Source organism: Cohaesibacter gelatinilyticus (assembly GCF_900215605.1).
Taxonomy (GTDB): Bacteria; Pseudomonadota; Alphaproteobacteria; order Rhizobiales; family Cohaesibacteraceae; genus Cohaesibacter; species Cohaesibacter gelatinilyticus.
Genome location: NZ_OBEL01000003.1, coordinates 95,871 through 117,625, shown reverse-complemented (window position 1 = coordinate 117,625; position 21,755 = coordinate 95,871). Strand labels below are relative to the sequence as shown.

Genomic DNA, 21,755 nt, shown 5'->3' with positions numbered 1-21,755 from the left:
TATGGATTGTTCAAACGCTTGCTGAATCTATTGTTTCTTGCGGGCGGAGCGGCGGGTAACGCCACGGGCTTCCAGCTCTGCCAGAGCTTTGCTCTGAGTGCGTCCATCAATCACGATCCAGACAACAAGGATGGCAATGGTGAGAATGACAACGCCATAGGAAGCAGTGATGAAACCGGTATAGGGTCCGAGCATGATCTGTTTCCTTTTCCTAGTTAGTAGCCTGGGAAGATGCAGCGCGTCTTGCGGCTTGCATCTGCATGGTGCGGATACGACGGCGCATGATCTCGTTTTTCATCACCTTCAGATGCATCATGACGAACATGGCGGTGAAAGCGAGAGCCATGACCAGTAGAGGAATGAGAATGGAGCTATGGACCTTGGAACCATCCATGGTGATGACGCCTGCTGGCTGATGCAAGGTGGACCACCAATCAACCGAGAATTTGATGATCGGGATGATGATGAAGCCAACGAGGGTCAGAATGGCGGCCGCTTTACCAGCACGGATTGGATCTTCGATGGTGCGCCACAGAGAGATCAGGCCGAGATAGATGATCAACAGGACCAGCATGGAGGTGAGGCGTGCATCCCAAACCCACCAAGTGCCCCACATCGGCTTGCCCCAGAGGCTTCCGGTCACAAGGGACAAGAAGGTGAATACCGCGCCCAGCGGGGCTGCAGCTTTGGCGGAGACGTCGGCCAGAGGATGTTTCCAGACAAGCGTGCCGATGGATGACATTGCCATCATGGTATAGGCGCCCATGGCGAGCCAGGCGGCAGGCACATGGATGAACATGATCTTGACCGTTGCGCCCTGCTGGTAATCGTCTGGCGCGACGAAAAAGGTCATGTATAGGCCAATGGCAAAGGAAATGATTGTCAGGCCAAAAAGCCAGGGCATCAGTTTGTCAGCGAATGACAGAAAGCGGGTCGGATTGGCCAGATCCCAAATGCTGAAAGATTTTTTGGCGGTGGCAGTCATGCCTGATCACCTTTTGTCTTGATGGTCCTATCATGCGGCAAAGCCACCGGTCTGGTTCGTTGGTCTGTTTCCAGTTGGTCCTGTCACCAGTCACTGCCAGACGGGCCATGCTTACATGGTTGTCAGATCGGCTTGGATTTATGCTTGGTCCGATCCCATGCCAAAACTTATGGCTGCCACGACATTTCTGCCTTGATCAATATCATGTCTCGCAGTCAGCGCGTATTACGATTTCGTAAGGTTGATCGCGATGCGCCTAAGAGTAGTCCTGAGCCAAGCCCTCTCCCCCTCCCAAACCACCCGATATGGTACCCTCGTGGGCGGTTTGGGAGGGGGAGAGGGCTGGATATTCTGCCTATAGCGCGTTCCCGAAAAGTTGCAGACTTTTCGGATATGAATTCGCTCTTAAAAGTCTCTGTTAGAGTCTTAAAATCAGGCACTAAGATTTATACTGATCGAATATGGCTATTCTTGAGCAGTGCGAAGAGCCGCCGCAGATGCAATCGGTCCGATGATCAGCATCAGCAGCGAAATTGCGCAAAGAATGTAAAATGGCGTGGTGAAGGGAGCGGGCTCAGTCACTGCACCAACGGAGGCACTGACACCGAAAATCAGGATTGGGATGGTCAGCGGCAGAATCAGAATTGAGAGCAGCAAACCACCACGGCGCAGGATTACGGTAAGAGCAGCGCCGACGGACCCAATCAGGGTCAACGCAGGAGTTCCAACCAACAAGGTCGCTGTGACTGCCGCAATGCCGACAGGTTCCAAATTGAGAAAAAGCGATAGCAGGGGAGCTGCCAAAACAAGCGGCAGGCCTGTTGCGACCCATTGCGCCGTACATTTGATCAGGACGATCAATTCCAGAGGATGATCGGTCAGCAGCAAAAGATCGAGTGAGCCATCATCCTGATCTGCCTGATAAAGCCGATCCAGCCCCAAAAGTGTTGCCAGAAGTGCGCCGATCCAGAGCACTGCAGGGCCAAGACGAGCCAGAAGGTTCAGATCCGGTCCGACGGCAAAAGGAAAGACCGTTACAACGATGAGAAAGAACAAAACGCCCATCAAGGCTCCGCCGCCAACGCGCACGGAGAGTTGGATTTCGCGTTTGAACAAGGCACCCATGGCACTCATTGTTGGCTCTCCTGCAGCTGGTCCTGCTCAAATAATTCGTCATCGGCAAACGGATCGGCAATTTGTTCGCGACCCAGCTCCAACCGGTCAGGATTGAGTAATCCCAGCGGGGCGTGAGTGGCTGCTATGATGAGGCCGCCTTTTTCCAGATGCTCTGCCATCAGGATTTCGAGTTTGCGCTCGGAAGCCGCATCAAGAGCAGAGGTTGGCTCATCCAGCAGCCAGAGCGGACGGTGGCAAACAAGCAAGCGGGATAGGGACAATCGACGACGTTGACCAGCCGAGAGATATGCCGCTGGCATATCGATGAGATCACCAAGATCCACTTCCAGCAAAGCTTCATAAGCCGTGCGGGTAGGGGAGCCATAAAAGCTCTGCCAGAAATCGAGATTTTCTTTCAGGGTCAGCGCTGGTTTGATGGCATCGGCATGACCGAAATAATGCGCTTGCTGACCAACGCTTAGTTCCTCGTCGCCACCTTCCAGCTTAACCGTGCCAGCATTGGCGTGAACAAGACCTGCAAGCGTACGCAACAGAGAGGATTTCCCGATGCCATTGGGGCCTGTGACGACAAGGGCTTTGCCCTGTTCCAGCGTAAAACTGACATTTTCCAAAACCGGACGCCCCCCGCGAATGCAGCTCAGGCCATTTACGATTAATTGCATGGTCATCCTTGTCGGTTGGCGCTTGGGTCATCTGGTTTTTAGCGGCTTGGCTCGCTTTTGCCTTGATTTTTATCATCTGGCAAGACGCATGATCTTCAATTCTAAGTATCAATGCCTATTTCATAAGTGCACGCAGGTGTGAAGGGACAAATTTCCTTCATCTGTGGCATGATAGAAGAGACCTCATACTTATATATTGCCCCTTTTGCCAGACCAAGCCTAAGGACCGACCATCATGACTAAATCCCTGAATAGTTTCAACGCCAAGCAAAGTCTTGAAGTGAATGGCAAGACCTATCATTATTTCAGCCTGATTGAGGCCGAGAAGAATGGCTTGCCCGGCATTTCGAAATTGCCTTACTCTCTGAAGGTGGTGTTGGAAAATCTCTTGCGGTTTGAGGATGGCCGATCCGTGACGGCCGATGATATCCGTGCCTGTGCCGATTGGCTGAAGGAGCGCCGCTCCAGTGCCGAGATTTCCTATCGTCCAGCTCGCGTCTTGATGCAGGACTTTACCGGTGTACCGGCCGTAGTGGATCTGGCTGCCATGCGTGATGCAGCTTCCGATCTTGGGGCGGATCCGCAAGCCATCAATCCGCAGGTGCCGGTGGATCTGGTGATTGATCACTCGGTCATGGTGGATCATTTTGGCAATGAGCGTGCTTTTGGTCGCAATGTTGAACTGGAATATGAGCGCAATGGCGAGCGCTATGAATTCCTGCGCTGGGGACAGCAAGCTTTTGATAATTTCCGCGTTGTGCCTCCCGGGACCGGTATCTGCCATCAGGTCAATCTGGAATATCTGGCCCAAACTGTTTGGACGCGGGATGAAGATGGCGAGACAATTGCCTATCCTGATACATTGGTTGGAACTGACTCCCACACCACCATGGTCAATGGTCTGTCCGTTCTTGGCTGGGGTGTCGGTGGTATCGAGGCGGAAGCGGCGATGCTGGGTCAACCGATCAGTATGCTGATCCCCGAAGTGATCGGGTTCAAACTGACCGGCTCCATGGTGGAAGGGACAACAGCTACCGATCTGGTTCTCACCATCGTGGAAATGCTGCGTCAAAAAGGCGTGGTTGGGAAGTTTGTTGAATTTTATGGTCCCGGTCTTGATCATCTCACATTGGAAGATCAGGCAACCATTGCCAATATGGCGCCGGAATATGGCGCGACTTGCGGTTTCTTCCCCATTGATAGCGATACATTGAACTATCTGGACGTCACCGGGCGTGATCAGGATCGAATAGCCTTGGTCGAAAGCTATGCCAAGGCGCAAGGCATGTTCCGTGAAAGCGGAAGTGAAGATCCTGTCTTTACCGATGGCCTGGAGCTTGATCTGTCTGAGGTCGTGCCCTGCATTTCAGGCCCGAAGCGCCCACAGGATCGCATCACTCTGGATGCAGCGGCGCAAACTTTCACGTCCGTCATGGATAGTGAATTTGGCAAAGCTGGTGAGCTCCAAAAGCGTGGTGATGTTGATGGAAAGGACCATGATCTTGGCCATGGGGATGTGGTCATTGCAGCCATCACCTCTTGCACCAATACGTCCAACCCGTCGGTTCTGATCGGGGCAGGGCTTGTGGCGCGAAAGGCACGCGAGAAAGGTCTTTCCATCAAGCCATGGGTGAAGCCTTCCTTGGCACCGGGATCTCAGGTCGTGACCGACTATCTGGAGAAAGCCGGGGTTCAGGATGATCTGGATGCCTTGGGCTTCAATTTGGTTGGTTATGGCTGTACCACTTGTATCGGCAATTCCGGTCCATTGCCGCCTGAAATCTCAAAGGCGGTTCAGGATCATGATCTTGTGGCTTGCTCGGTTCTTTCCGGCAACCGCAATTTTGAAGGCCGCGTGAACCCCGATGTGCAGGCCAATTTCCTGGCCTCGCCCCCGCTTGTGGTTGCTTATGCCTTGGCTGGCTCGCTGTATGTGGACCTGACCAAGGATCCGCTTGGTGAGGATAAGGAAGGCAATCCGGTTTATTTGAAAGACATTTGGCCGAGCAATGCCGAGATTGCGGCTCTGATGCGGGAAGCCGTCAGCAGGGATATGTTTGTCTCGCGCTATGGCGATGTCTTCAAAGGCGATGCCGAGTGGCAATCTATCGAGATAGAGCCAGGTCAAACCTATAAATGGAATTCCGGTTCAACCTATGTGCAGAACCCGCCCTATTTTGAGGGTATGAGCATGCAGCCAAAGCCGGTGGAAGATGTGAAGGGCGCGCGTATTCTATCGCTCTTCCTGGATTCCATCACCACAGATCATATCTCTCCCGCAGGTGCGTTCAAGAAAGATACCCCTGCGGGCAAATATCTGACGGATCGGCAAGTGGCAGCCAGGGATTTCAATTCTTATGGGTCTCGTCGTGGCAATCATGAAATCATGATGCGCGGTACCTTTGCCAATATCCGGATCAAGAACCAGCTGGCTCCTGGCACGGAAGGGGGCTTCTCCGTCAAGGATGGCTCGGTTCAGCCTATGTATGATGTGGCCATGGCTTATAAGGCTGAAGACACGCCACTGGTTGTCTTCGGTGGCAAGGAATATGGCACGGGCTCTTCCCGTGACTGGGCGGCAAAAGGCACCAATCTTCTTGGTGTGCGTGCCGTGATCGTCGAGAGCTTTGAACGCATTCATCGCTCCAATCTGGTTGGCATGGGCGTCCTGCCGCTTCAGTTCAAAGATGGGCAAAGCTGGCAATCCATCGGCATCAAAGGGGATGAGGAAATCACGATTCTCGGCCTCGAGAGCCTGCACCCTCGTCAGGATGTAGCGGTTCAGATCAAATTTGCAGACGGATCAGAGAAGACCATCCAGACCCTATGCCGGATCGATACCGAAGATGAGCTGGATTACTTCAAGAATGGCGGCATCCTGCATTATGTGCTGCGTGGACTGGCTGCGTAACTTCAGCCCAATTCAAATTGATGAAAGCCCCGGAGTTTTCACTTCGGGGCTTTTGTGTTTGGCTTAATCTTTGATCACCTTGAAACCGGTCAGTCGATCATAAGGCATTTGGCCCTGCCAACGAATGAGAGGGAGGATGTACCAGAAAAAGCCGAGAGCAAATGTCATTATGCCAATGATGATTGCGATCCAAAGATTACTGGCTAGGAAGTTTATGACCTTGGATTCTTGGTTTGTTAAAGCAGCGATCCAAACAATTAGGCCATTGGCGATTAGAATGACTGTAGGCAGGTATTTAAGGAATTCTCTTTTGACATAGCGACTATAGGTCGGCTTTTGATCATTGATCAACTTTAAGCCGAGATGCTCTTTTGCTATGGTTTGGCCCCTATTTTTCATAAGAATATATGCGATCAAAAAAACCAGGAATGTCCAAAAGAAGAGAGTGTAGATATCGGTTGCTGGGGTCGGATTGCCATGCTTGTCTATCGTTGATGAATATGATTTTCTGAAGGTGCTTGAGTTCCCATCTTCGTCAGTGCTCTCTGTTTCTGAAAAGGCAATACCAACGGTTCCTGACTCGAGAAAGAACGCATAAATAGTACAAACTCTATAGTTCACTTTTGCATCAGGTTTGAAATAATCAGTAGGTATTTTCTTTCGAAATGCGTCTGTTGGTTCTTGCCTTGGAAGGCAGCTATATCCGTTGACGGGAGCATCCAGAATAACGAAATAGTTTGGTTGAATTACAGTGAGCGGGTAGCTGATCATAAATGCTAAGATGCCCATATAGAGGCAATCAAGAATGAAGGCGAATCCGCGTCGCCAGAAATGTCTTGGTTCTTGTTCCATATTGGGGCAATCAAGTGAGAGTTGAATTTGAATATTCTCTCTATGGTAGTGTTGTAATTTTCAATACACCAGTTTCGATTATAAAGATTTCCGTGTTTTAGACAGGTTTGCACCAGCTCTTGCGTTTGCCTTTTTTGTAGAGGCGGGCGAGGCCGGATCGGAGCATGTCCTGGGAGAGGTTCTCTGACTGATCAGTTTGAACGATTGCCACAACCCTGCCGAAATATTTACCGCCCTGAATGGATGTGAGTTGCAAACTCTGATCACTGAGCAAGGATGCCAGATATTGTCTGGATTGGATTGCAAGTTCTTTCTCGGCAGCACATTTGGGACGGCGGAGTTCCGGGGCATCGATACCATTGAGGCGCACCAGAATTGAAATGCTCTGATGAAGCCAGATCTTGGCTCGGACGCGGATCGTATCACCATCCAAGACTTCAACAAGTTCTGCTTCTACCGGGCCAGCCAGATAATTTGCCTTTGACCATGCGAGCTTTGAAAAAGCTCCATGATATAAAAGTGTTAGACAAACTATGGACAGGGTGCGAATCAGCATGGTTTGGATTTTTATAAAGAACATTCCATGAACATATAGAATGATTCTTAAGCAAATCCAAGCAGATCGGCTTTAAGATTGTGATGCCATCCAGTTAGAAATCGATGACACGACCATCGATTTCCCAATCATCATATCGGGTGGGATCGAGGCCACCACGCCCACCAACTTCGGTTGGCAGCTTTTCAGATTCCTTGACCACATCGCGCTGTTTGCGGCGCTCTTCGGCTTCCTTCAGAGCGCGTTGGGCTGCTGGTGGCAGATCTTCAAAGCGGCGGCGCTTTGGCTCTTCTTCCTCGGCGGGTTTTGGCGGTTCCCAATCGGTTTGCTTGAATTGCAGAATCTCGGCACTTTGGCTCTTGTCTGCTTGCGGCTTTTTGCTGTCTTCAACCATGGTTGCGCCTCTTCGCTCTTGAAAAAGGATGGTGCTGTCTACCATATAGAGAAACAACAGACCAGTGATACGGGTCGCATTTGATAATGATGAGTGAAAGGACCGCTTTTCGATGAACTTCTTCCGTACCGCAATGCTCTTGGCCGGGATGACCGGTCTTTTCATGGGAATCGGCTATTTGCTGGGCGGATCTGGCGGCATGATGATTGCCTTCATCATTGCGCTTGGCATGAATGTCTTTTCCTACTGGAATTCGGACAAGATGGTTCTGAAGATGCATAACGCTCATGAAGTGGATGAGCGCGATGCCCCGGAATATTATGAGATTGTGCGCCGGCTGGCCGAAGCCGCCGAGCTGCCCATGCCAAAGGTTTATGTGATTGATAGTGATCAACCCAATGCCTTTGCGACGGGTCGTAACCCCGAAAATGCTGCCGTTGCTGCATCAACCGGCTTGCTGAACCGCCTGTCTTACGAAGAAGTGGCGGGCGTGATGGCGCACGAGCTCGCGCATATCAAGAATTATGACATCCTGACCATGACGGTGACAGCAACGCTGGCCGGTGCCATCTCCATGCTTGCCAACTTTGCCTTTTTCTTCTCTGGCTCCAATGATGACGAAGAAGGTGGTGATCTTGGCTTCATCGGTACAATCGCGCTGATGTTCCTTGCGCCAATGGCAGCCTCCATCGTGCAGATGGCTGTGAGCCGGACACGCGAATATCAGGCTGACAAAATTGGTGCGCAGATTTGTGGTCAGCCGCTTTGGTTGGCGTCCGCCTTGGCAAAAATCGCCAATGCTGCGGGTCGTGAAGTGAATTATGCCGCCGAGCGCAATCCGGCAACGGCGCATATGTTTATTATCAATCCACTGTCCGGCCAGCGGATGGACAATCTCTTCTCTACCCACCCGGATACCCAAAACCGTATTGATGCTCTGCAGAGCCTGCATCAGGACTGGTATGGGCAGGAAGATGCCCTGCGGGTGAGCTCCGGTGGGTCGCTTGGTGCCAATCAGCGTCGCAGCCAGATGGATCAGGATGATGGTCCCTGGGCTGGCGGTTCTTCTTCCTCGCAGGCCCATGATGATCATGGTGGCCCGTGGGGCTAAGAGGTTGATTTAAAAATCCTGAACCGGGCCCTCTCCCCCTCCCAAACCACCCGTCATCGTACCCTCTTGGTACTTTCAGGGGCGGTTGGAAGGGGGAGAGGGCTGGTGATGCGGCCTACAGCGCGTTCCCGAAAAGTTGCAGACTTTTCGGATAAGAACTCGCTCTTAAAAGTCTCATTCAGAGACTTTTAGATCGGGCACTAAGAGTTTCAACTCTGTGAAAGAAAGGCGCTTCTCCTGGATTAGGGAAGCGCCTTTTTCTTTGGGTCTTTTGGAAAACTCTAGCCAAGAAGCGAAGCATAGATGCTCCATGCCCCCAGAAGGATACCGGGAAGGAGCGTGAAGACCATGCCTATGCCACGTTTGGAGCTGTTGAAATGGTGGTAGTGCCAAACCCGACCAAACAGAAATATAGCGACTGCAAGCCAAAGCCATAAAGTGCCAAGGTCGAGTAACTCGGCGATCAACAGGGTTAGTGCAAAAGCAGGCGTGGTTTCCGTCAAATTGCCATGGATGCGAATGCGTTTGTGCAATTCTGTGTCCTGTTTGTCTCCATGTAGAGCAAGGACGGCTTTTCTGCGTAAGCCGACACGGGCAACCATGATGAAGAGAGCAATGGCATAGAAGGTCACAAAAACTGCTGTAACGGGAAGGGACGGCATAAAACGCCTCACTATCGATTTAAACTGCTTGCCATATTGAAGGAAGCTTAAATATGTTCAAGAACATATTTAGATTTTTTGCTATGGTGATGTGTAATCAGGAGAAAGCCATGCCCTATTCTGCGGAACATAAAGCTGAGGTGCGAAAGCGTATTGTCGAGAAAGCGCGCATATTGTTCAATCGTCATGGTTTTGAAGGGGTTTCCATTGATCAGATCATGGCGGAAGCAGGCCTGACCCGCGGTGGTTTCTACAATCATTTTCGCAACAAGGAAGAGCTTTATTCCGAGGCTGTTTCCAGCTTTCTTCATGGTCGTGGCAAAATCTGGCGGGATGAAGCGGGTGTCGATCCCATGAATGGTGGACCGCAAACGGTACAAGCCATGATCCGCAGTTATCTGTCTTCCGGTCATCTGAACGATCTCGATGGGCATTGCCCAATGATTGCATTGCCGTCAGATGTAGCACGGGCAACGCCAGAGGTCCGCTCTTCCTACGAAAGTCTTCTGAGGGCCATGGTGGGCTTGTTCCAGCATAATATGGATACGGAAGGGGACACCCGCGAAAAAGCGCTCGTGCTGGCCTCTGTGTGCGTTGGCACAATGATATTATCGCGTACTGTCGAGGACAGTGCCCTTGCTGATGAACTTCGCTCTGCTGCCGGCAAATTTACGAAAGTCTATCAATCTGGCTGAGTGATTTCAGAAAATGACGCACTTCTGTCGGGCTTTTCAGCTGATGCTTGGGTCCTTTGAAGTCATCAAATCGTTTCTGCAGGCCGGGGCCGGAGCGCTTTTCGAAATTCCAGATCCATTTGACAAATTCCCAGTCAATTTGTTCTGGGCAACCTTTCGCCATATCGGGTCGCGTTTTACCAAAGCTGAGCGCAATGCGTTTGAACACGCGATAGAGGCAAAGCCAGCGCGGGAAGTCGAGATAAATGAAGAGATCGGCCCGCTCCAGACGGTTCGGCAATGTTTCCTTGTAATTGCCTTCCATGATCCAGCACTCATCTTCGGCAAGCTTGAAGATCTCCGCCTGAAATTCAGCCTTCTCTTTCTGCACCCATCCGGGCAGCCAGAAATGTTTGTCCATATGAATGATCGGAAGATTGAAGATCTGACCAAGCCTGCTGGCAAGGGTCGACTTACCAGCGCCTGCACAGCCAACAATGACAATACGCTTCATGGGAAATACCTGAAATATGAAAAGGTGGGACGCGGGTCATAGCTTTGTTGACTTGGGAATGCAACAAAAAAGCCGCTCTGGATGTCCAAAGCGGCTTTTCTAAAATTTGGAAGCTAGCGAAGATTAGCTGGCTTTTTTCGCTGCGCGTTCTGCTTTTTTACGATCATTTGGATCCAGCAGGATTTTGCGCAGGCGAATGGAAGCTGGAGTGACTTCCACCAGCTCATCATTGGAGATGTAAGACAGGGCTTCTTCCAGGCTCAGCTTGATCGGGGTGGTGAGCTTGACCGCATCATCCTTGCCGGAAGAGCGGATGTTGGTCAGCTGCTTGCCTTTCAGGATGTTGACTTCCAGATCATTGCCGCGGGTATGTTCGCCCACGATCATGCCCTGATAGACCTTGGTGCCCGGATCAACCATCATTGGGCCACGATCTTCCAGCTGCCACAGAGCATAAGCCACTGCTTCACCATTGCCGTTGGACAGCAACACACCGGTGTGACGGGATGCGATATCGCCTTTATGCGGAGCATATTCGTGGAAGATGCGGTTCATGATGGCGGTGCCGCGCGTATCGGACAGCAGCTCTGACTGGTAACCGATCAGGCCACGGGTTGGCGCGTAGAAAACCAGGCGGGTACGACCGCCGCCGGATGGGCGCATTTCGATCATTTCGCCTTTGCGCTCAGCCATTTTCTGCACGACAGCACCTGAATATTCGTCATCAACGTCGATGATGACTTCTTCAATTGGCTCCAGAACGTTGCCTGCATCGTCTTTTTGCATCACGACCTGAGGACGGCCAATGCCGAGTTCGAAGCCTTCGCGGCGCATATTCTCAATCAGGATGGAGAGCAGCAATTCGCCACGGCCGGATACGATGAACGCGTCGGCATCGTCAGCTTCGCGAACCTTCAGGGCCACGTTGCCTTCGGCTTCTGACAGCAGACGAGCACGGATCACACGGGACTGAACCTTGTCGCCTTCGGTACCGGCCAGCGGGCTGTCATTGACGCGGAAGGTCATGGACAGGGTTGGTGGATCGATAGGCTGCGCTTCGACGGCATCCTTGATTGAAGGCGCGCAAATGGTGTCAGCAACAGTAGCTTTTTGCAGGCCAGCAATGGAAACGATATCGCCGGCTTCGCCTTTGTCGATGGCCTGACGCTCCAGACCACGGAAGGCGAGAACCTTGGAGACACGGCCATTCTCAACCACAGAGCCATCACGGGCCAATGCCTTGACGGTCATGTTTGGTGTCACTTCACCAGCAATGACGCGACCGGTCAGGATACGACCAAGGAAGTTGTCGGACTGAATGGTGGTCGCCAGCAGGCGGAATTCACCTTCTTCAACCTGTGGCGCAGGCACATGATCGATGACCATGTCAAACAGAGGCTCGAGGCTATCCTGTGGGCCTTCTGGCTCGGTTGCCATCCAGCCGTTCTTGGCAGAACCATAAAGAACAGGGAAATCGAGCTGCTCTTCGTTGGCGTCCAGGTTGGCGAACAGATCGAAGACTTCGTCCAGAACTTCGTCAGCGCGTTGCTCAGGCTTGTCGATCTTGTTGATGGCAACAATCGGACGCAGGCCGAGTTTCAGGGCCTTGGAGACCACGAATTTGGTCTGTGGCATTGGGCCTTCAGCCGCGTCAACGAGAACGATCACACCGTCAACCATGTGCAGAATACGCTCAACCTCACCGCCGAAGTCGGCGTGGCCCGGGGTATCCACGATGTTGATGCGAGTGTCGTTATGCTCCAGCGAAGTGACCTTGGCGAGAATGGTGATACCGCGCTCACGCTCGATATCGTTGCTGTCCATCATGCGCTCTTCGGTCTGCTGGTTTTCACGGAACATGCCGGAGGCTTTCAGCAGTTCGTCAATAAGAGTGGTCTTGCCATGGTCAACATGGGCAATGATCGCGATGTTACGCAAGTTCATGAGGTTTGATCTCTTAATCGATAGGGCACAGAAAATGCGCCCGGTTGCGACCGGGGAACCGTGTTCGACCCGCCTTGTCTATGGAATTGGCGCAAGCTCTATACTATTGCGCATGATTTGAAAAGCCTTCATTGCGCGTAAATGCGCAGATTTGCGCCACAAGGCCCGATTAGGGTTAGGACGTAGTCTCATAGATGCGGTAGATTTGGTAGAGGCAAGTTTTTCTGCTCACTAGAAGCAAGAGTGCAGACAATATGGTCTATTTTCTAGCTCTTGTGACGCGATGAGCAGAAAAAATCGCCCTATCCTTCGGACGACAAAATGGTCAAGATCTGGCGTCGATAAAGAGTTTGAATGGGCAACCAGCCCATCCTTCACTCTTTTTCTAGCCATATCAGACCATTTTGACGCCAAATCCATCTCATCTATGAGACTACGTCCTGTTGCTTATCGACTTCTCGTGACAGGATCATGAAGTTGAATCCGGGGCCTTGGACCTATCGCAACTTGATGATCTCGGCCAGTGCTTCGAAATCTTTGCTTCTGGGTGAGCTTTTGCGCCAGACCATCCCGATTGTGCGGCTGGGGGCTGGATCCAGGAATGGGATCAGACTGATATGGTCCAGCCCGGCTTCTTTCTCGATGCACATTTGCGGCAATAGTGTGCTGGCATAGCCATTGGTGATGAGCTGGATAAGCGTGGTGAGGCTGGAAGCACCAAAGCTTTTCATCAGCGGATTGGTCGCTAGACTACAAACCTGCAAGGCTTGATCGCGCAGACAATGGCCTTCTTCCAGCAGCAACAGATCGTCCATGGGAATTGAGGAGGCTGAAATAGCGCTGGGTTCGAGCTTCTTTTTGGGAGCGGCAAGATAGAAGGGATCTTCAAACAACGGCAGGCAGTGCAAACTTTCTTCGGCAAGCGGCAACGCCACTATTGCTGCATCCAATTGACCTTCTTCCAACTCGCTGATCAGATTATTGGTGCGACTTTCGCGCAGGATCAATTCCAGATCGGGATAGGTTTGGCGAAGGCGCGGTAGAATATCTGGTAACACATAAGGACCGATGGATGGAATGACACCCAGTCGGAAGGGCCCGGTAAGCGGACCTTGCCGGGTTTGGCCAAAGGCTTGCAGATCTTGTACTGCCAGCAGGATCTGTCGGCTTTTTTCGAGAACCTCCTCGCCAACATCGGTCAGACGCGCACCCCCGGAATACCGTTCCACCAATGTAAGGCCGAGATGGGCTTCCAGATCCTTGATCTGGACGGAAAGGGCGGGTTGTGAGACGGAGGCACGTTCGGCTGCACGACCGAAATGGCCTTCCTTGGCAAGGGCTTCGAAATATTGAAGTTGGCGCAGAGTGAGCATGGAGGTTTTCCAATAAGAAAAAATTATTGAACTGAGAAAAACATAATATTGGATCCTATGGAAGTTTTTTATCATTGTGGGTGCAGGTCATGTGAATGATCAACTTCGACGAGGACCAATGGAGCCATTTTGCCCGTACCCCAATCAAAGGAGAGCCTGTTGTGAGCCCAATCGTTTTGACGGTCCAAAAGACAATTAATCAGTGGCTGAGCTTACGTTTGATCTCTCAGGGGTTGCGGACCGCCATGATCACTGAGAAGGCAATGACGGTTACTCTCAGTTCCGTACGCTCTTTGAACTGATGACTGCGGACCATCAAGGATGCTTCATGGATATTCTTGTTGAAGCAAGAAATAAACGAAATCAGGATTTTCTGGTAGGTTTCTCTCCAGGGTTGCCTTCCAGTAAAAGTGGGGATGGGGTCCTTGGTGGCCTCATTTCTGCGTTTGCATCCTGAATCTAAGTCACTTCCCAATGTCGGGGTTGTTCCTGATAGCCGATATAGAGCGGATGTTTTGGGTGACCATCCTTGCTCAGCCCCAGATGCAATAGATTATAGCCATTATGGCGCAAGAGTGCGCCGATTGCCGGGCCTATTCCCATATGGGCGCCGTGGGTTCCCCATGCGCATAGAATATCATCTGCCCAATCAGCGGCCTTTAGAATTTCGACCAGATTGTCCGGGCCGATGGGCTCTTTTTCTTTTTTCAGATCGCGGGGGTCGGTGGCGCAAAAGGCAAAGAGATTGCAGGCGGTGAAAGCACCATAGCCAAGGGCTAGAGCACGTCGCTCGCAGCGTTCGATGGTAGGATCATTCTTCAACTCCGTCGCCTTGGACGGATTAAGCATGATGAAGAGCAGCTTCTTGCCTGTGGCATCCCATTCCCGGCTCAAGGCATAGCGATAGCGCTGGCAGGGCGAATAGAGCGCCTTTGAGACTTTGCCATCTTCGCTATGGGTCCGGATGATCAGAGACATGGAGTAATTCTCTTGATTGAGACAAAAATGGCGGAGCCAAGCCCCGCCATCTGAATGTTTGATCAGGTTCTAAAGCTTCTTATTTTAGCTTGCGATTGCGGTAAGCGACGGTACGCAGACGCAGAGCATTCAGCTCAATGAAGCCAGCTGCATCGTTGTGATCGTAATCGACTGCGCCTTCCTCGAAGGTCACAAGATCTTCGGAATAGAGGCTATGCTCGCTATCACGGGCAATCACATCGCAATTGCCTTTGTAGAGCTTCAACTTCACGGTGCCGGTGACATGTTCCTGAGACTTGTCGATCAGGGCCTGTAGCATTTCACGCTCCGGGCTGTACCAGAAACCGTTATAGATCAGCTCGGCATAGCGAGGCATGATGCTGTCTTTCAGGTGTGCAGCGCCACCATCCAGAGTGATGGATTCGATGCCACGGTGTGCTTCGATCAGGATGGTGCCGCCTGGGGTCTCATAGATACCGCGAGACTTCATGCCAACGAAACGGTTTTCAACCAGATCGAGGCGACCGATGCCGTTGTCACGACCCAGCTCATTCAGCTTGGTCAGGATCTCAGCAGGAGACATGGCAACGCCATCAATGGAAATTGCGTCACCTTTTTCAAAACCGACTTCGATGATGGTGGCTTTGTCTGGTGCATCTTCAGGGCTGATGGTGCGGGAATAGACATATTCTTCCGCAGGGACTGCCGGATCTTCCAGTGCCTTGCCTTCGGAAGAGGTATGCAGCAGGTTGGCATCGACGGAGAAAGGAGCTTCGCCGCGCTTGTCCTTTGCGATTGGAATCTGGTTCTTTTCAGCAAAGTCGATCAGCTTGGTGCGAGAGGACAGATCCCATTCGCGCCATGGAGCGATGCATTTGATGTCCGGGTTCAGAGCGCGAGCGGCTAGCTCGAAGCGCACCTGGTCGTTGCCTTTGCCTGTTGCGCCATGAGCAATTGCGTCAGCACCGACTTCTTCAGCAATCTCGACAAGACGCTTGGAGATGAGCGGGCGGGCAATGGATGTGCCAAGCAGGTAAACACCTTCATAGAGGGTGTTGGCGCGGAACATCGGGAACACGAAGTCGCGGACGAATTCTTCGCGGACATCTTCGATATAGATGTCCTTGATGCCCATCATCTCGGCTTTCTTGCGTGCTGGTTCCAGCTCTTCACCCTGACCAAGGTCGGCGGTGAAGGTTACCACTTCGCATTCATATTCGGTCTGCAGCCATTTCAGAATGATGGAGGTATCCAGACCACCGGAATAAGCCAATACGACTTTCTTGATATCGCCTTTTTTAGCCATGCGACTTCATCCATTTTCAGTAAGGCCAGCACGGGATGGGCAGGATGCCACCACTGGCCGGGAGGGTCGTCAATAGGCTGTATGATCAGCCCGTATTTTCAATTCTGGCGCACTATAGGCACTAGAAAGCTCTGCGCAAGGGAAAAGACGCCAAATTTTATGCTGTTTTGCGTCATTGCTACCCTTTGAAGCGGTTTTTAAAGCTCAGTTAGCGATTTTTGATTCGAAAGCTGAGCTTTAACTTCTTTTTGAAGCGAGTTCTTATCCGAAAAGTGCTGCAACTTTTCGGCAATACGCTCCAACCCTGTCTGCTGCTCTATCCCAGCTTGCTTCGAGTCTTTCCTCACGCAGCCAGTGAGGCGGATGGTTGGAAAGGAACTTCCAAAAGGCCACCATGACAAAGGCCGTGATCACCCAGGAGAGCAGGATATCGGAGAGATAATGGCCTCCGAAAGCCATGCGATTGACGGAGATGATTGCGCCGAACCAGCCAAGGCACCAAAGTGCGCTGACGCGATGAGTGACGGGGACCAGCAAGGCAAGCCCCAGGAACCAGAAGCCCATGGCGCCTTCGCCTGAAACAAAGGAGCAATTGGATTGGCAATTGCCTGCGATGACCCACACTTCGCTATAAGGCCATTCGCCACCAAAGAGATCGGTCTGAGCCGGGCGAGCGCGACCCCAATGGCTTTTCAGGATGAGATTGACAATGATGCCAGGGCCAATGATGGCGGATCCGAGCAGGAACAAAGCATTCTTGATACTTAGATGTTTGTTGAGTTTCGGCCAGATCAGTCTTGCGAACAGGAACAGGACCAATCCCAGAATGGCCAGACGCGGCACCAATATACCGATCCGACGCAAAAGACGTGGTCCATCAAGGACGCGCATGGGGAAGGAACCCTTGCCATCATAGAAGAGATTGGCTGCCCAAAGATCGATTTGAGGGAAGAGCAGGAATATCAACGATAGGAGGCCCCCAAGGGCGAGGATGGCTCGCAAGGGTCGGGACCGGAACTGGTCTTTCAATTTCACAAACATGGAAATGCTGTTCACCGCTCATTCAGATGATATTTCGTAGGCACTATTTAGGCCATTTCGGATCAGAAAGAAAGACGATTGGCTCGGTTGCAAACTGCATCGATCTGTTGCACCAGTTGGCCACTGGTTCTTGGGGAATCACAGATGTTTCTAAGCGCAGTCGGGTGATGCTGCGCAAAGCCCAATGGGCAAGGTGAGAGAAAATGAAAGCAAGATTTGCGAAAAGTGGGGCATTGGCTCTGGCACTGACAATTGGTTTGCTCGGATCTGTAGCTCTTGGCGTCGGTTCGGCGGAAGCTGCGGAATGTAAAGGCAAATCCAAGAGCGCTTGTGGTTCGGACAATTCCTGTACCTATGTGAATTCTTACAAGACCAAGACGGGCAAGAAGGTAGATGGCTATTGCCGCAAAAAAGGTGGCCAAACCAAGAAGAGCACGTCCAAGAAAACCTCTTCTGCCAAGAAGGCCGTAGACGATAAGAAGGCTGACGCAAAGAAATCTGCTGACAAAAAAGCAGATGCGAAGAAAGCAGATGCTAAAAAAGCGACCAAGAAAGCTGAAGCCAAGAAGTCTGATGCGAAGAAGGCTACCAAGAAAAAGCCTGTCGTAAAAAAGAAGAAGACGACCAAAAAGAAAAGCACCAAGAAGAACTGATCTTTCTGCTCGCTTCAAAGCTTGAATGAAAAAAGGCGCCGGAATTTCCAGCGCCTTTTTTGTTGTTCTGATTTGTCTTTGCTAGTGCTTGTGCGATGAATGGCAATCATCGCACAAGCACTAACACTTTTCTGATGCGAATCTTTTACGCTGGATTGTGAAGTCAATCCAACGAGACGCGCACTAATTGAACATCTGTTGTGGGAGCCACAATACGATGGAAGGGAAGGCGATCAGCACGCCGACTGTCAGCACATCAGCAAAGAAGAAAGGCGTTGCCCCTTTGAACACATCTTGAACCGGTATATCCGGCCTGACCCCGCTGACCACAAAGCAATTGAGGCCAATCGGAGGGGTGATCAGGCAAAGCTCAGCCATTTTCACCACAATGATACCGAACCAGATCGGGTCGTAACCAAGGGCAATGACGGCTGGATAGACCACAGGCAGAGTGAGCAACAGCATGCCGATGGCGTCCATGAACATGCCAAGGATTGCATAGGCCAGCAGGATCAGCAGCAAGGTGACGATCGCTGGTTGATCAAGAGATGTGATGAAATTCTTGAAGGCTTCGGGAAGGCCGGCAAAACCAAGGAACCGTACATAGAGCAGCACACCCCAGATGATCGTGAAGATCATTGCAGTCAGTTTGGCGGTTTCATGCAGGGCCTGGCTGAGTTGCTTCCATCTCATGCCTTTCCAAAGTGCAATCACGAGAATGACAAAAGCGCCAAGAGAACCAGCCTCGGTTGGGGTTGCCAGACCGAGATAGAGGCTGCCGAAAATGATGCCAACCACGATCAGGATCGGGAAGGTACCGGGAACGGCGGAGAATTTCTCAACCCAACTATAAGTGCGAGTGGAAGGCGCCATGTCCTTCTTCCACATCGCAAGGCCAATGACGATACCACCATAGATGAGGGCTGAAACCATGCCGGGAATGAAACCGGCAATCAGTAGCTGACCGACCGATTGTTCCACGATGATGGCATAGATGACCAAGATCGTTGAGGGCGGGATCAAGGTTGCCAGAGTTCCGCCTGCGGCGACGACACCTGCGGCCAAAGGCTTGGAATAGCCTTCCTTGAGCATTTCCGGAATGGCAACGCGTGAGAAGACAGCAGCGGTGGCAACGGATGCGCCAGAGACGGCAGCAAAGCCAGCTGTTGCGAAAATGGTCGCAACACCCATACCGCCCGGCAGCCAGCCAAGCCAGCGTTTGGAGGCTTCGAACAATTTCTTGGTCAGACCTGCATGGAATGCGAGGAAGCCGATCAGGATGAAAGTTGGCAGAAGCGACAGAGCATAGGTGACGGACTTGGAATGGGGTATGGTGCCCGCCATCTTGATGGCGACCCAGATACCTTTGTCAAAGCCCAGTTTCATGGTGAAGATGGTGGCAAGGCCCAGAAAACCGATCAGGCCAGCAGCAAAAGCAACACGCATGCCCATCAGAACAAAAACGAGAAGCAGACCGGTATAGAGAAGGCCAATATCAAACGGGGTCATTGGACGTTCTCCCTGGATTGGCTCTTATTGGAGATATCACCTGTTTCATCACCCAATGCGTCTTCAATTTCATGCTGGGCATGTTCCTTGATAGACTCGATCAGAGGCACTGCAACCGGTGCTTTGTCCGGGGCAAGCAACAAACGTGCATAGCCTGCAAACTGGATGATCAAACGCAGCCACAGAAGGGACAGGGCGATTGGAACAACCAGTTTTGATGGCCAGGTTGGCAAGCGGATATCAATTGTGGAATCACCAAGATTCCAGGAGCGCAGGAAATGATCGAAGGAGCCATTGATCAAGGCTGCAATCAGAACCAGAACCAGCAGTGTGGCGAAAGCTTCTGCAAACCAGAGAACACGACCGCTGAGACCGGATAATATGAGTTCCATTCGAATATGGCCGCCCAGACGCTGGGTATAGGCTATGCCCAAAAAGGCAAAAAGGGCCATGGATTGCTCGACAAAGTCGATGAAACCAGGAACTGGTGTATTAAAGACGGCTCGGCCAACGACCTGAACAACCGCCAGAAGAATGAGAAAGAGAATGGACAGCCCCGCCAAGGCGTTGAAACTGTCTTCGATTTTTGCAACCCATCCATCCCAAAGACGCAAGGTTGGTGCGTCTTGATGGGGAGTGTGTGGGTCTGGATGTATCGATGTCGATGATCCAGGCATGATATATCGCTCCGCAAGGAAGGTCGGTGACCAGATGCCCCAAAGTCTCTCATGGAGACATTACGCCTGATCGACAGGCATGAGATATTGATTTTGTTTGGGGCTTGGTGCGATTCCACGCCCACCGGCAGCGAGGGCGTGGAAGGCAATGGTCAGAGGTTGCTGTTGGAAACCTCTGACATGTAATCCAAATTCAGGATCTACTCGCAAGGAGCGGTCTTATTTCAAGTTGTCCTGAACGAGCTTGAACAAGTCATCGCCCGGAACGCCTTTTGCCTTCATGTCAGCCAGCCATTTATCCCAGTTTGGCTTGCCCGCCGCAGCTTTGAAGGCCGCCAGCTCGTCTGCATTGAAAGTCACTTTTTCGATGCCCAGCTTATCCAGCTCAGCTGCAAACTTTTCGTTCAGCTTGGCATAATTGGCAACGTAATGAGCATAGGCTTCATCGATGGAATCCATCAGAGCTTTCTTATGGTCATCGGACAGAGCTGCCAGCGCATCGGTGTTGGCGACAACCGGGCAGTTCACGGTGCCTGGATTGAGGTTGGTGGTGTACCATTTGCCAGCTTCGACTGTCTTGAAGGCCAAGTGAGCATGTGGAGCAAAGGATGCTGCCTGAACAGTGCCGGATTCGATTGCCTGATAGGTTTCAGACGCGGTCACGGTGGTTGGAACAGCACCGATTGTCTTCATGGCAGCGCCAACGCCACCAAGAGCGCGAACGCGCATACCTTCAAAGTCTTTCAGGCTTTTTGGAGCATCGCCACGACCCACAAAGTTATATTGTGGCATTGGGGAAGACATCAGGATTTCTGCATTCCAACGGCCCAGATCTTTTTTCACGGCATCGGTTGCATAGACCAGCTTGTCCAGTTTGATCTGGGTTTCCAGATCTGGCACGCCCAGGAATGGCAGTTCCAGAACGGTGATGGATGGGTTCTTGTCTGCATGATAGGAGGCGCAGAACTGAGCCATCTCGAATGCACCGATGGAAATGCCGTCAAGATTTTCACGAGATTTGGAGAGAGCTGCACCATAATGAAGCTTGATCTCGAATGTACCATTGGTCTTTGCATTGACCAATTCAGCCAGTTTCTCAACATGCTCGGTAAAGGCGCGACGTTTGCCCCAGAGGGATACGTTCCAGGTTACATCTGCAGCGGCAGCTTCGCCTACAAACAGAGCAGCCATGCCAATGACGGTGGTGGTGGTAAGCAGTTTCTTCAAGGACATGTTTTCCTCCCTATGTCACTTGTTGTTTTTCTTTCGTCTGGTCATTGCCTCGAGTAATGTCCAGAAGGTCTTGATCAGCATTGTAGCAAACACCATGCCAACTTGAATTTTGCAAAGATGCAAGGCAAAGAAGCGAATTTATTGCCGCATTGAGGATAATGTGAGCGGATTTTCGCCTATGTCGAGATGTGGTCGAGCAAAAACCCGCCTATGGGTAATCTGATTGATCTTATATTCCAGGACGCCAAATCCAGTTCATTTATGAGCCTACGTCCTAATAGAGATTTCGGTATTGGCGGGCTGATTCTTCGAGCCAGATATATCGACCATGGCGATTGCTCTTGTGATGGCATTTTGGTGGATGGCCCGTTGAAGAGCAAAAGGCGTGCCACCATTGATGCCCCTTCCATGTTTCGCAAAAGCAGGTAATACCAACGAGGGGGAACAATAACCCATAGGATGCTTTTCGATTGCTCGCTGACAAGGCAGCTTTCGACGGACAATGCCGGGGCATTTTCGGAAGAAAGATAACGATGTTCAGCGAGCAATCGAAAAACACCAAAGGCCGGATTTTCAAGCTTCG

21 protein-coding genes are annotated in these 21,755 nt (G+C 51.5%); 4 read left to right on the top strand and 17 right to left on the bottom strand.

The window, feature by feature from the left end; translation table 11 throughout:
- Window positions 1-27 precede the first annotated feature (27 nt).
- From ccmD to ccmA, 4 genes are all read right to left on the bottom strand, one after another.
- The gene (ccmD, locus tag CRO57_RS14385; RefSeq protein ID WP_097154182.1) at window positions 28-195 is read right to left on the bottom strand and encodes a heme exporter protein CcmD; all 168 of its coding nucleotides are present in this window, start codon (window positions 193-195) and stop codon (window positions 28-30) included.
- A gap of 16 nt (window positions 196-211) precedes the next feature.
- Window positions 212-985, bottom strand: a complete 774-nt coding sequence (locus CRO57_RS14380) for a heme ABC transporter permease (protein WP_097154181.1) — start codon at window positions 983-985, stop codon at window positions 212-214.
- A gap of 465 nt (window positions 986-1,450) precedes the next feature.
- Window positions 1,451-2,110 carry a heme exporter protein CcmB gene (gene ccmB, locus CRO57_RS14375; protein ID WP_097154468.1) on the bottom strand — a complete coding sequence of 220 codons (660 nt, stop codon included), beginning with the start codon at window positions 2,108-2,110 and terminating at the stop codon, window positions 1,451-1,453.
- Between the two features lie 5 nt (window positions 2,111-2,115).
- Window positions 2,116-2,784: a heme ABC exporter ATP-binding protein CcmA gene (ccmA, locus tag CRO57_RS14370; RefSeq protein ID WP_097154467.1), complete on the bottom strand. Its 669-nt coding sequence runs from the start codon at window positions 2,782-2,784 to the stop codon at window positions 2,116-2,118.
- Between the two features lie 235 nt (window positions 2,785-3,019).
- Here ccmA and acnA point away from each other — a divergent pair, with 235 nt between their 5' ends.
- Window positions 3,020-5,695: an aconitate hydratase AcnA gene (acnA, locus tag CRO57_RS14365; protein WP_097154180.1), complete on the top strand. Its 2,676-nt coding sequence runs from the start codon at window positions 3,020-3,022 to the stop codon at window positions 5,693-5,695.
- Window positions 5,696-5,758: 63 nt separating this feature from the next.
- Here the strand turns inward: acnA and CRO57_RS14360 are convergent, their stop codons facing one another.
- The 3 genes from CRO57_RS14360 to CRO57_RS14350 form a co-directional block, all read right to left on the bottom strand.
- Window positions 5,759-6,547, bottom strand: coding sequence for an RDD family protein (locus CRO57_RS14360; protein WP_097154179.1), 789 nt, complete (start codon window positions 6,545-6,547; stop codon window positions 5,759-5,761).
- Between the two features lie 97 nt (window positions 6,548-6,644).
- Window positions 6,645-7,103, bottom strand: a complete 459-nt coding sequence (locus CRO57_RS14355) for a thermonuclease family protein (protein WP_170956113.1) — start codon at window positions 7,101-7,103, stop codon at window positions 6,645-6,647.
- A gap of 94 nt (window positions 7,104-7,197) precedes the next feature.
- Window positions 7,198-7,497: a DUF1674 domain-containing protein gene (locus CRO57_RS14350; RefSeq protein WP_097154466.1), complete on the bottom strand. Its 300-nt coding sequence runs from the start codon at window positions 7,495-7,497 to the stop codon at window positions 7,198-7,200.
- 112 nt (window positions 7,498-7,609) lie between these two features.
- Between CRO57_RS14350 and htpX the strand changes: the two genes are divergently transcribed.
- Window positions 7,610-8,608 (top strand): zinc metalloprotease HtpX, encoded by a 999-nt coding sequence (gene htpX / locus CRO57_RS14345; RefSeq protein WP_097154177.1) that lies wholly within the window; start codon window positions 7,610-7,612, stop codon window positions 8,606-8,608.
- A 281-nt stretch (window positions 8,609-8,889) separates the two neighbouring features.
- On the opposite strand, the gene CRO57_RS14340 is transcribed toward htpX, so the two are convergent.
- Complete coding sequence (locus CRO57_RS14340; protein WP_097154176.1) at window positions 8,890-9,270, bottom strand: MAPEG family protein; 381 nt, start codon at window positions 9,268-9,270, stop codon at window positions 8,890-8,892.
- A 110-nt stretch (window positions 9,271-9,380) separates the two neighbouring features.
- Here CRO57_RS14340 and CRO57_RS14335 point away from each other — a divergent pair, with 110 nt between their 5' ends.
- The gene (locus CRO57_RS14335; RefSeq protein WP_097154465.1) at window positions 9,381-9,965 is read left to right on the top strand and encodes a TetR/AcrR family transcriptional regulator; all 585 of its coding nucleotides are present in this window, start codon (window positions 9,381-9,383) and stop codon (window positions 9,963-9,965) included.
- Here CRO57_RS14335 and CRO57_RS14330 read toward each other — a convergent pair.
- The 6 genes from CRO57_RS14330 to CRO57_RS14300 form a co-directional block, all read right to left on the bottom strand.
- Entirely contained in the window at window positions 9,940-10,458 is a 519-nt protein-coding gene (locus CRO57_RS14330; protein ID WP_097154175.1) for a P-loop NTPase family protein, read from the bottom strand. The genes CRO57_RS14335 and CRO57_RS14330 overlap by 26 nt on opposite strands.
- A 123-nt stretch (window positions 10,459-10,581) precedes the next feature.
- Window positions 10,582-12,402 (bottom strand): translational GTPase TypA, encoded by a 1,821-nt coding sequence (gene typA, locus CRO57_RS14325; protein WP_097154174.1) that lies wholly within the window; start codon window positions 12,400-12,402, stop codon window positions 10,582-10,584.
- Window positions 12,403-12,899: 497 nt separating this feature from the next.
- Entirely contained in the window at window positions 12,900-13,775 is an 876-nt protein-coding gene (locus CRO57_RS14320) for a hydrogen peroxide-inducible genes activator (protein ID WP_097154173.1), read from the bottom strand.
- A gap of 459 nt (window positions 13,776-14,234) precedes the next feature.
- On the bottom strand, window positions 14,235-14,753 hold the full coding sequence (locus CRO57_RS14310; RefSeq protein ID WP_097154171.1) for a DUF1643 domain-containing protein: 519 nt from the start codon (window positions 14,751-14,753) through the stop codon (window positions 14,235-14,237).
- A 79-nt stretch (window positions 14,754-14,832) separates the two neighbouring features.
- A complete protein-coding gene (locus CRO57_RS14305; RefSeq protein ID WP_097154170.1) occupies window positions 14,833-16,059 on the bottom strand; it encodes an argininosuccinate synthase in 1,227 nt (408 codons plus the stop codon).
- Window positions 16,060-16,320: 261 nt separating this feature from the next.
- Window positions 16,321-17,100 (bottom strand): phosphatase PAP2 family protein, encoded by a 780-nt coding sequence (locus CRO57_RS14300; protein ID WP_097154169.1) that lies wholly within the window; start codon window positions 17,098-17,100, stop codon window positions 16,321-16,323.
- A 203-nt stretch (window positions 17,101-17,303) separates the two neighbouring features.
- Here CRO57_RS14300 and CRO57_RS24305 point away from each other — a divergent pair, with 203 nt between their 5' ends.
- Window positions 17,304-17,753, top strand: coding sequence for a hypothetical protein (locus tag CRO57_RS24305; protein ID WP_101728128.1), 450 nt, complete (start codon window positions 17,304-17,306; stop codon window positions 17,751-17,753).
- Window positions 17,754-17,936: 183 nt separating this feature from the next.
- Here the strand turns inward: CRO57_RS24305 and CRO57_RS14290 are convergent, their stop codons facing one another.
- The 3 genes from CRO57_RS14290 to CRO57_RS14280 form a co-directional block, all read right to left on the bottom strand.
- Window positions 17,937-19,262, bottom strand: a complete 1,326-nt coding sequence (locus CRO57_RS14290) for a TRAP transporter large permease (RefSeq protein ID WP_097154168.1) — start codon at window positions 19,260-19,262, stop codon at window positions 17,937-17,939.
- On the bottom strand, window positions 19,259-19,939 hold the full coding sequence (locus CRO57_RS14285) for a TRAP transporter small permease subunit (protein WP_097154167.1): 681 nt from the start codon (window positions 19,937-19,939) through the stop codon (window positions 19,259-19,261). The genes CRO57_RS14290 and CRO57_RS14285 overlap by 4 nt, the downstream gene beginning before the upstream one ends.
- A gap of 219 nt (window positions 19,940-20,158) precedes the next feature.
- A complete protein-coding gene (locus tag CRO57_RS14280) occupies window positions 20,159-21,172 on the bottom strand; it encodes a C4-dicarboxylate TRAP transporter substrate-binding protein (RefSeq protein WP_097154166.1) in 1,014 nt (337 codons plus the stop codon).
- Between the last annotated feature and the right edge of the window lie 583 nt (window positions 21,173-21,755).

What these genes read in the sequence shown, in the direction of transcription:
- CRO57_RS14290 (WP_097154168.1), bottom strand. Translation starts at nt 19,262, where the DNA reads ATGACCCCGTTTGATATTGGCCTTCTCTATACCGGTCTGCTTCTCGTT.
- CRO57_RS24305 (WP_101728128.1), top strand. Translation starts at nt 17,304, where the DNA reads ATGAAAGCAAGATTTGCGAAAAGTGGGGCATTGGCTCTGGCACTGACA.
- ccmA (WP_097154467.1), bottom strand. Translation starts at nt 2,784, where the DNA reads ATGCAATTAATCGTAAATGGCCTGAGCTGCATTCGCGGGGGGCGTCCG.
- CRO57_RS14355 (WP_170956113.1), bottom strand. Translation starts at nt 7,103, where the DNA reads ATGCTGATTCGCACCCTGTCCATAGTTTGTCTAACACTTTTATATCAT.
- CRO57_RS14320 (WP_097154173.1), bottom strand. Translation starts at nt 13,775, where the DNA reads ATGCTCACTCTGCGCCAACTTCAATATTTCGAAGCCCTTGCCAAGGAA.
- acnA (WP_097154180.1), top strand. Translation starts at nt 3,020, where the DNA reads ATGACTAAATCCCTGAATAGTTTCAACGCCAAGCAAAGTCTTGAAGTG.
- ccmD (WP_097154182.1), bottom strand. Translation starts at nt 195, where the DNA reads ATGCTCGGACCCTATACCGGTTTCATCACTGCTTCCTATGGCGTTGTC.
- CRO57_RS14380 (WP_097154181.1), bottom strand. Translation starts at nt 985, where the DNA reads ATGACTGCCACCGCCAAAAAATCTTTCAGCATTTGGGATCTGGCCAAT.
- CRO57_RS14335 (WP_097154465.1), top strand. Translation starts at nt 9,381, where the DNA reads ATGCCCTATTCTGCGGAACATAAAGCTGAGGTGCGAAAGCGTATTGTC.
- CRO57_RS14300 (WP_097154169.1), bottom strand. Translation starts at nt 17,100, where the DNA reads ATGTTTGTGAAATTGAAAGACCAGTTCCGGTCCCGACCCTTGCGAGCC.
- CRO57_RS14350 (WP_097154466.1), bottom strand. Translation starts at nt 7,497, where the DNA reads ATGGTTGAAGACAGCAAAAAGCCGCAAGCAGACAAGAGCCAAAGTGCC.
- CRO57_RS14310 (WP_097154171.1), bottom strand. Translation starts at nt 14,753, where the DNA reads ATGTCTCTGATCATCCGGACCCATAGCGAAGATGGCAAAGTCTCAAAG.
- htpX (WP_097154177.1), top strand. Translation starts at nt 7,610, where the DNA reads ATGAACTTCTTCCGTACCGCAATGCTCTTGGCCGGGATGACCGGTCTT.
- CRO57_RS14285 (WP_097154167.1), bottom strand. Translation starts at nt 19,939, where the DNA reads ATGCCTGGATCATCGACATCGATACATCCAGACCCACACACTCCCCAT.
- CRO57_RS14330 (WP_097154175.1), bottom strand. Translation starts at nt 10,458, where the DNA reads ATGAAGCGTATTGTCATTGTTGGCTGTGCAGGCGCTGGTAAGTCGACC.
- CRO57_RS14340 (WP_097154176.1), bottom strand. Translation starts at nt 9,270, where the DNA reads ATGCCGTCCCTTCCCGTTACAGCAGTTTTTGTGACCTTCTATGCCATT.
- CRO57_RS14360 (WP_097154179.1), bottom strand. Translation starts at nt 6,547, where the DNA reads ATGGAACAAGAACCAAGACATTTCTGGCGACGCGGATTCGCCTTCATT.
- CRO57_RS14280 (WP_097154166.1), bottom strand. Translation starts at nt 21,172, where the DNA reads ATGTCCTTGAAGAAACTGCTTACCACCACCACCGTCATTGGCATGGCT.
- CRO57_RS14305 (WP_097154170.1), bottom strand. Translation starts at nt 16,059, where the DNA reads ATGGCTAAAAAAGGCGATATCAAGAAAGTCGTATTGGCTTATTCCGGT.
- typA (WP_097154174.1), bottom strand. Translation starts at nt 12,402, where the DNA reads ATGAACTTGCGTAACATCGCGATCATTGCCCATGTTGACCATGGCAAG.
- ccmB (WP_097154468.1), bottom strand. Translation starts at nt 2,110, where the DNA reads ATGGGTGCCTTGTTCAAACGCGAAATCCAACTCTCCGTGCGCGTTGGC.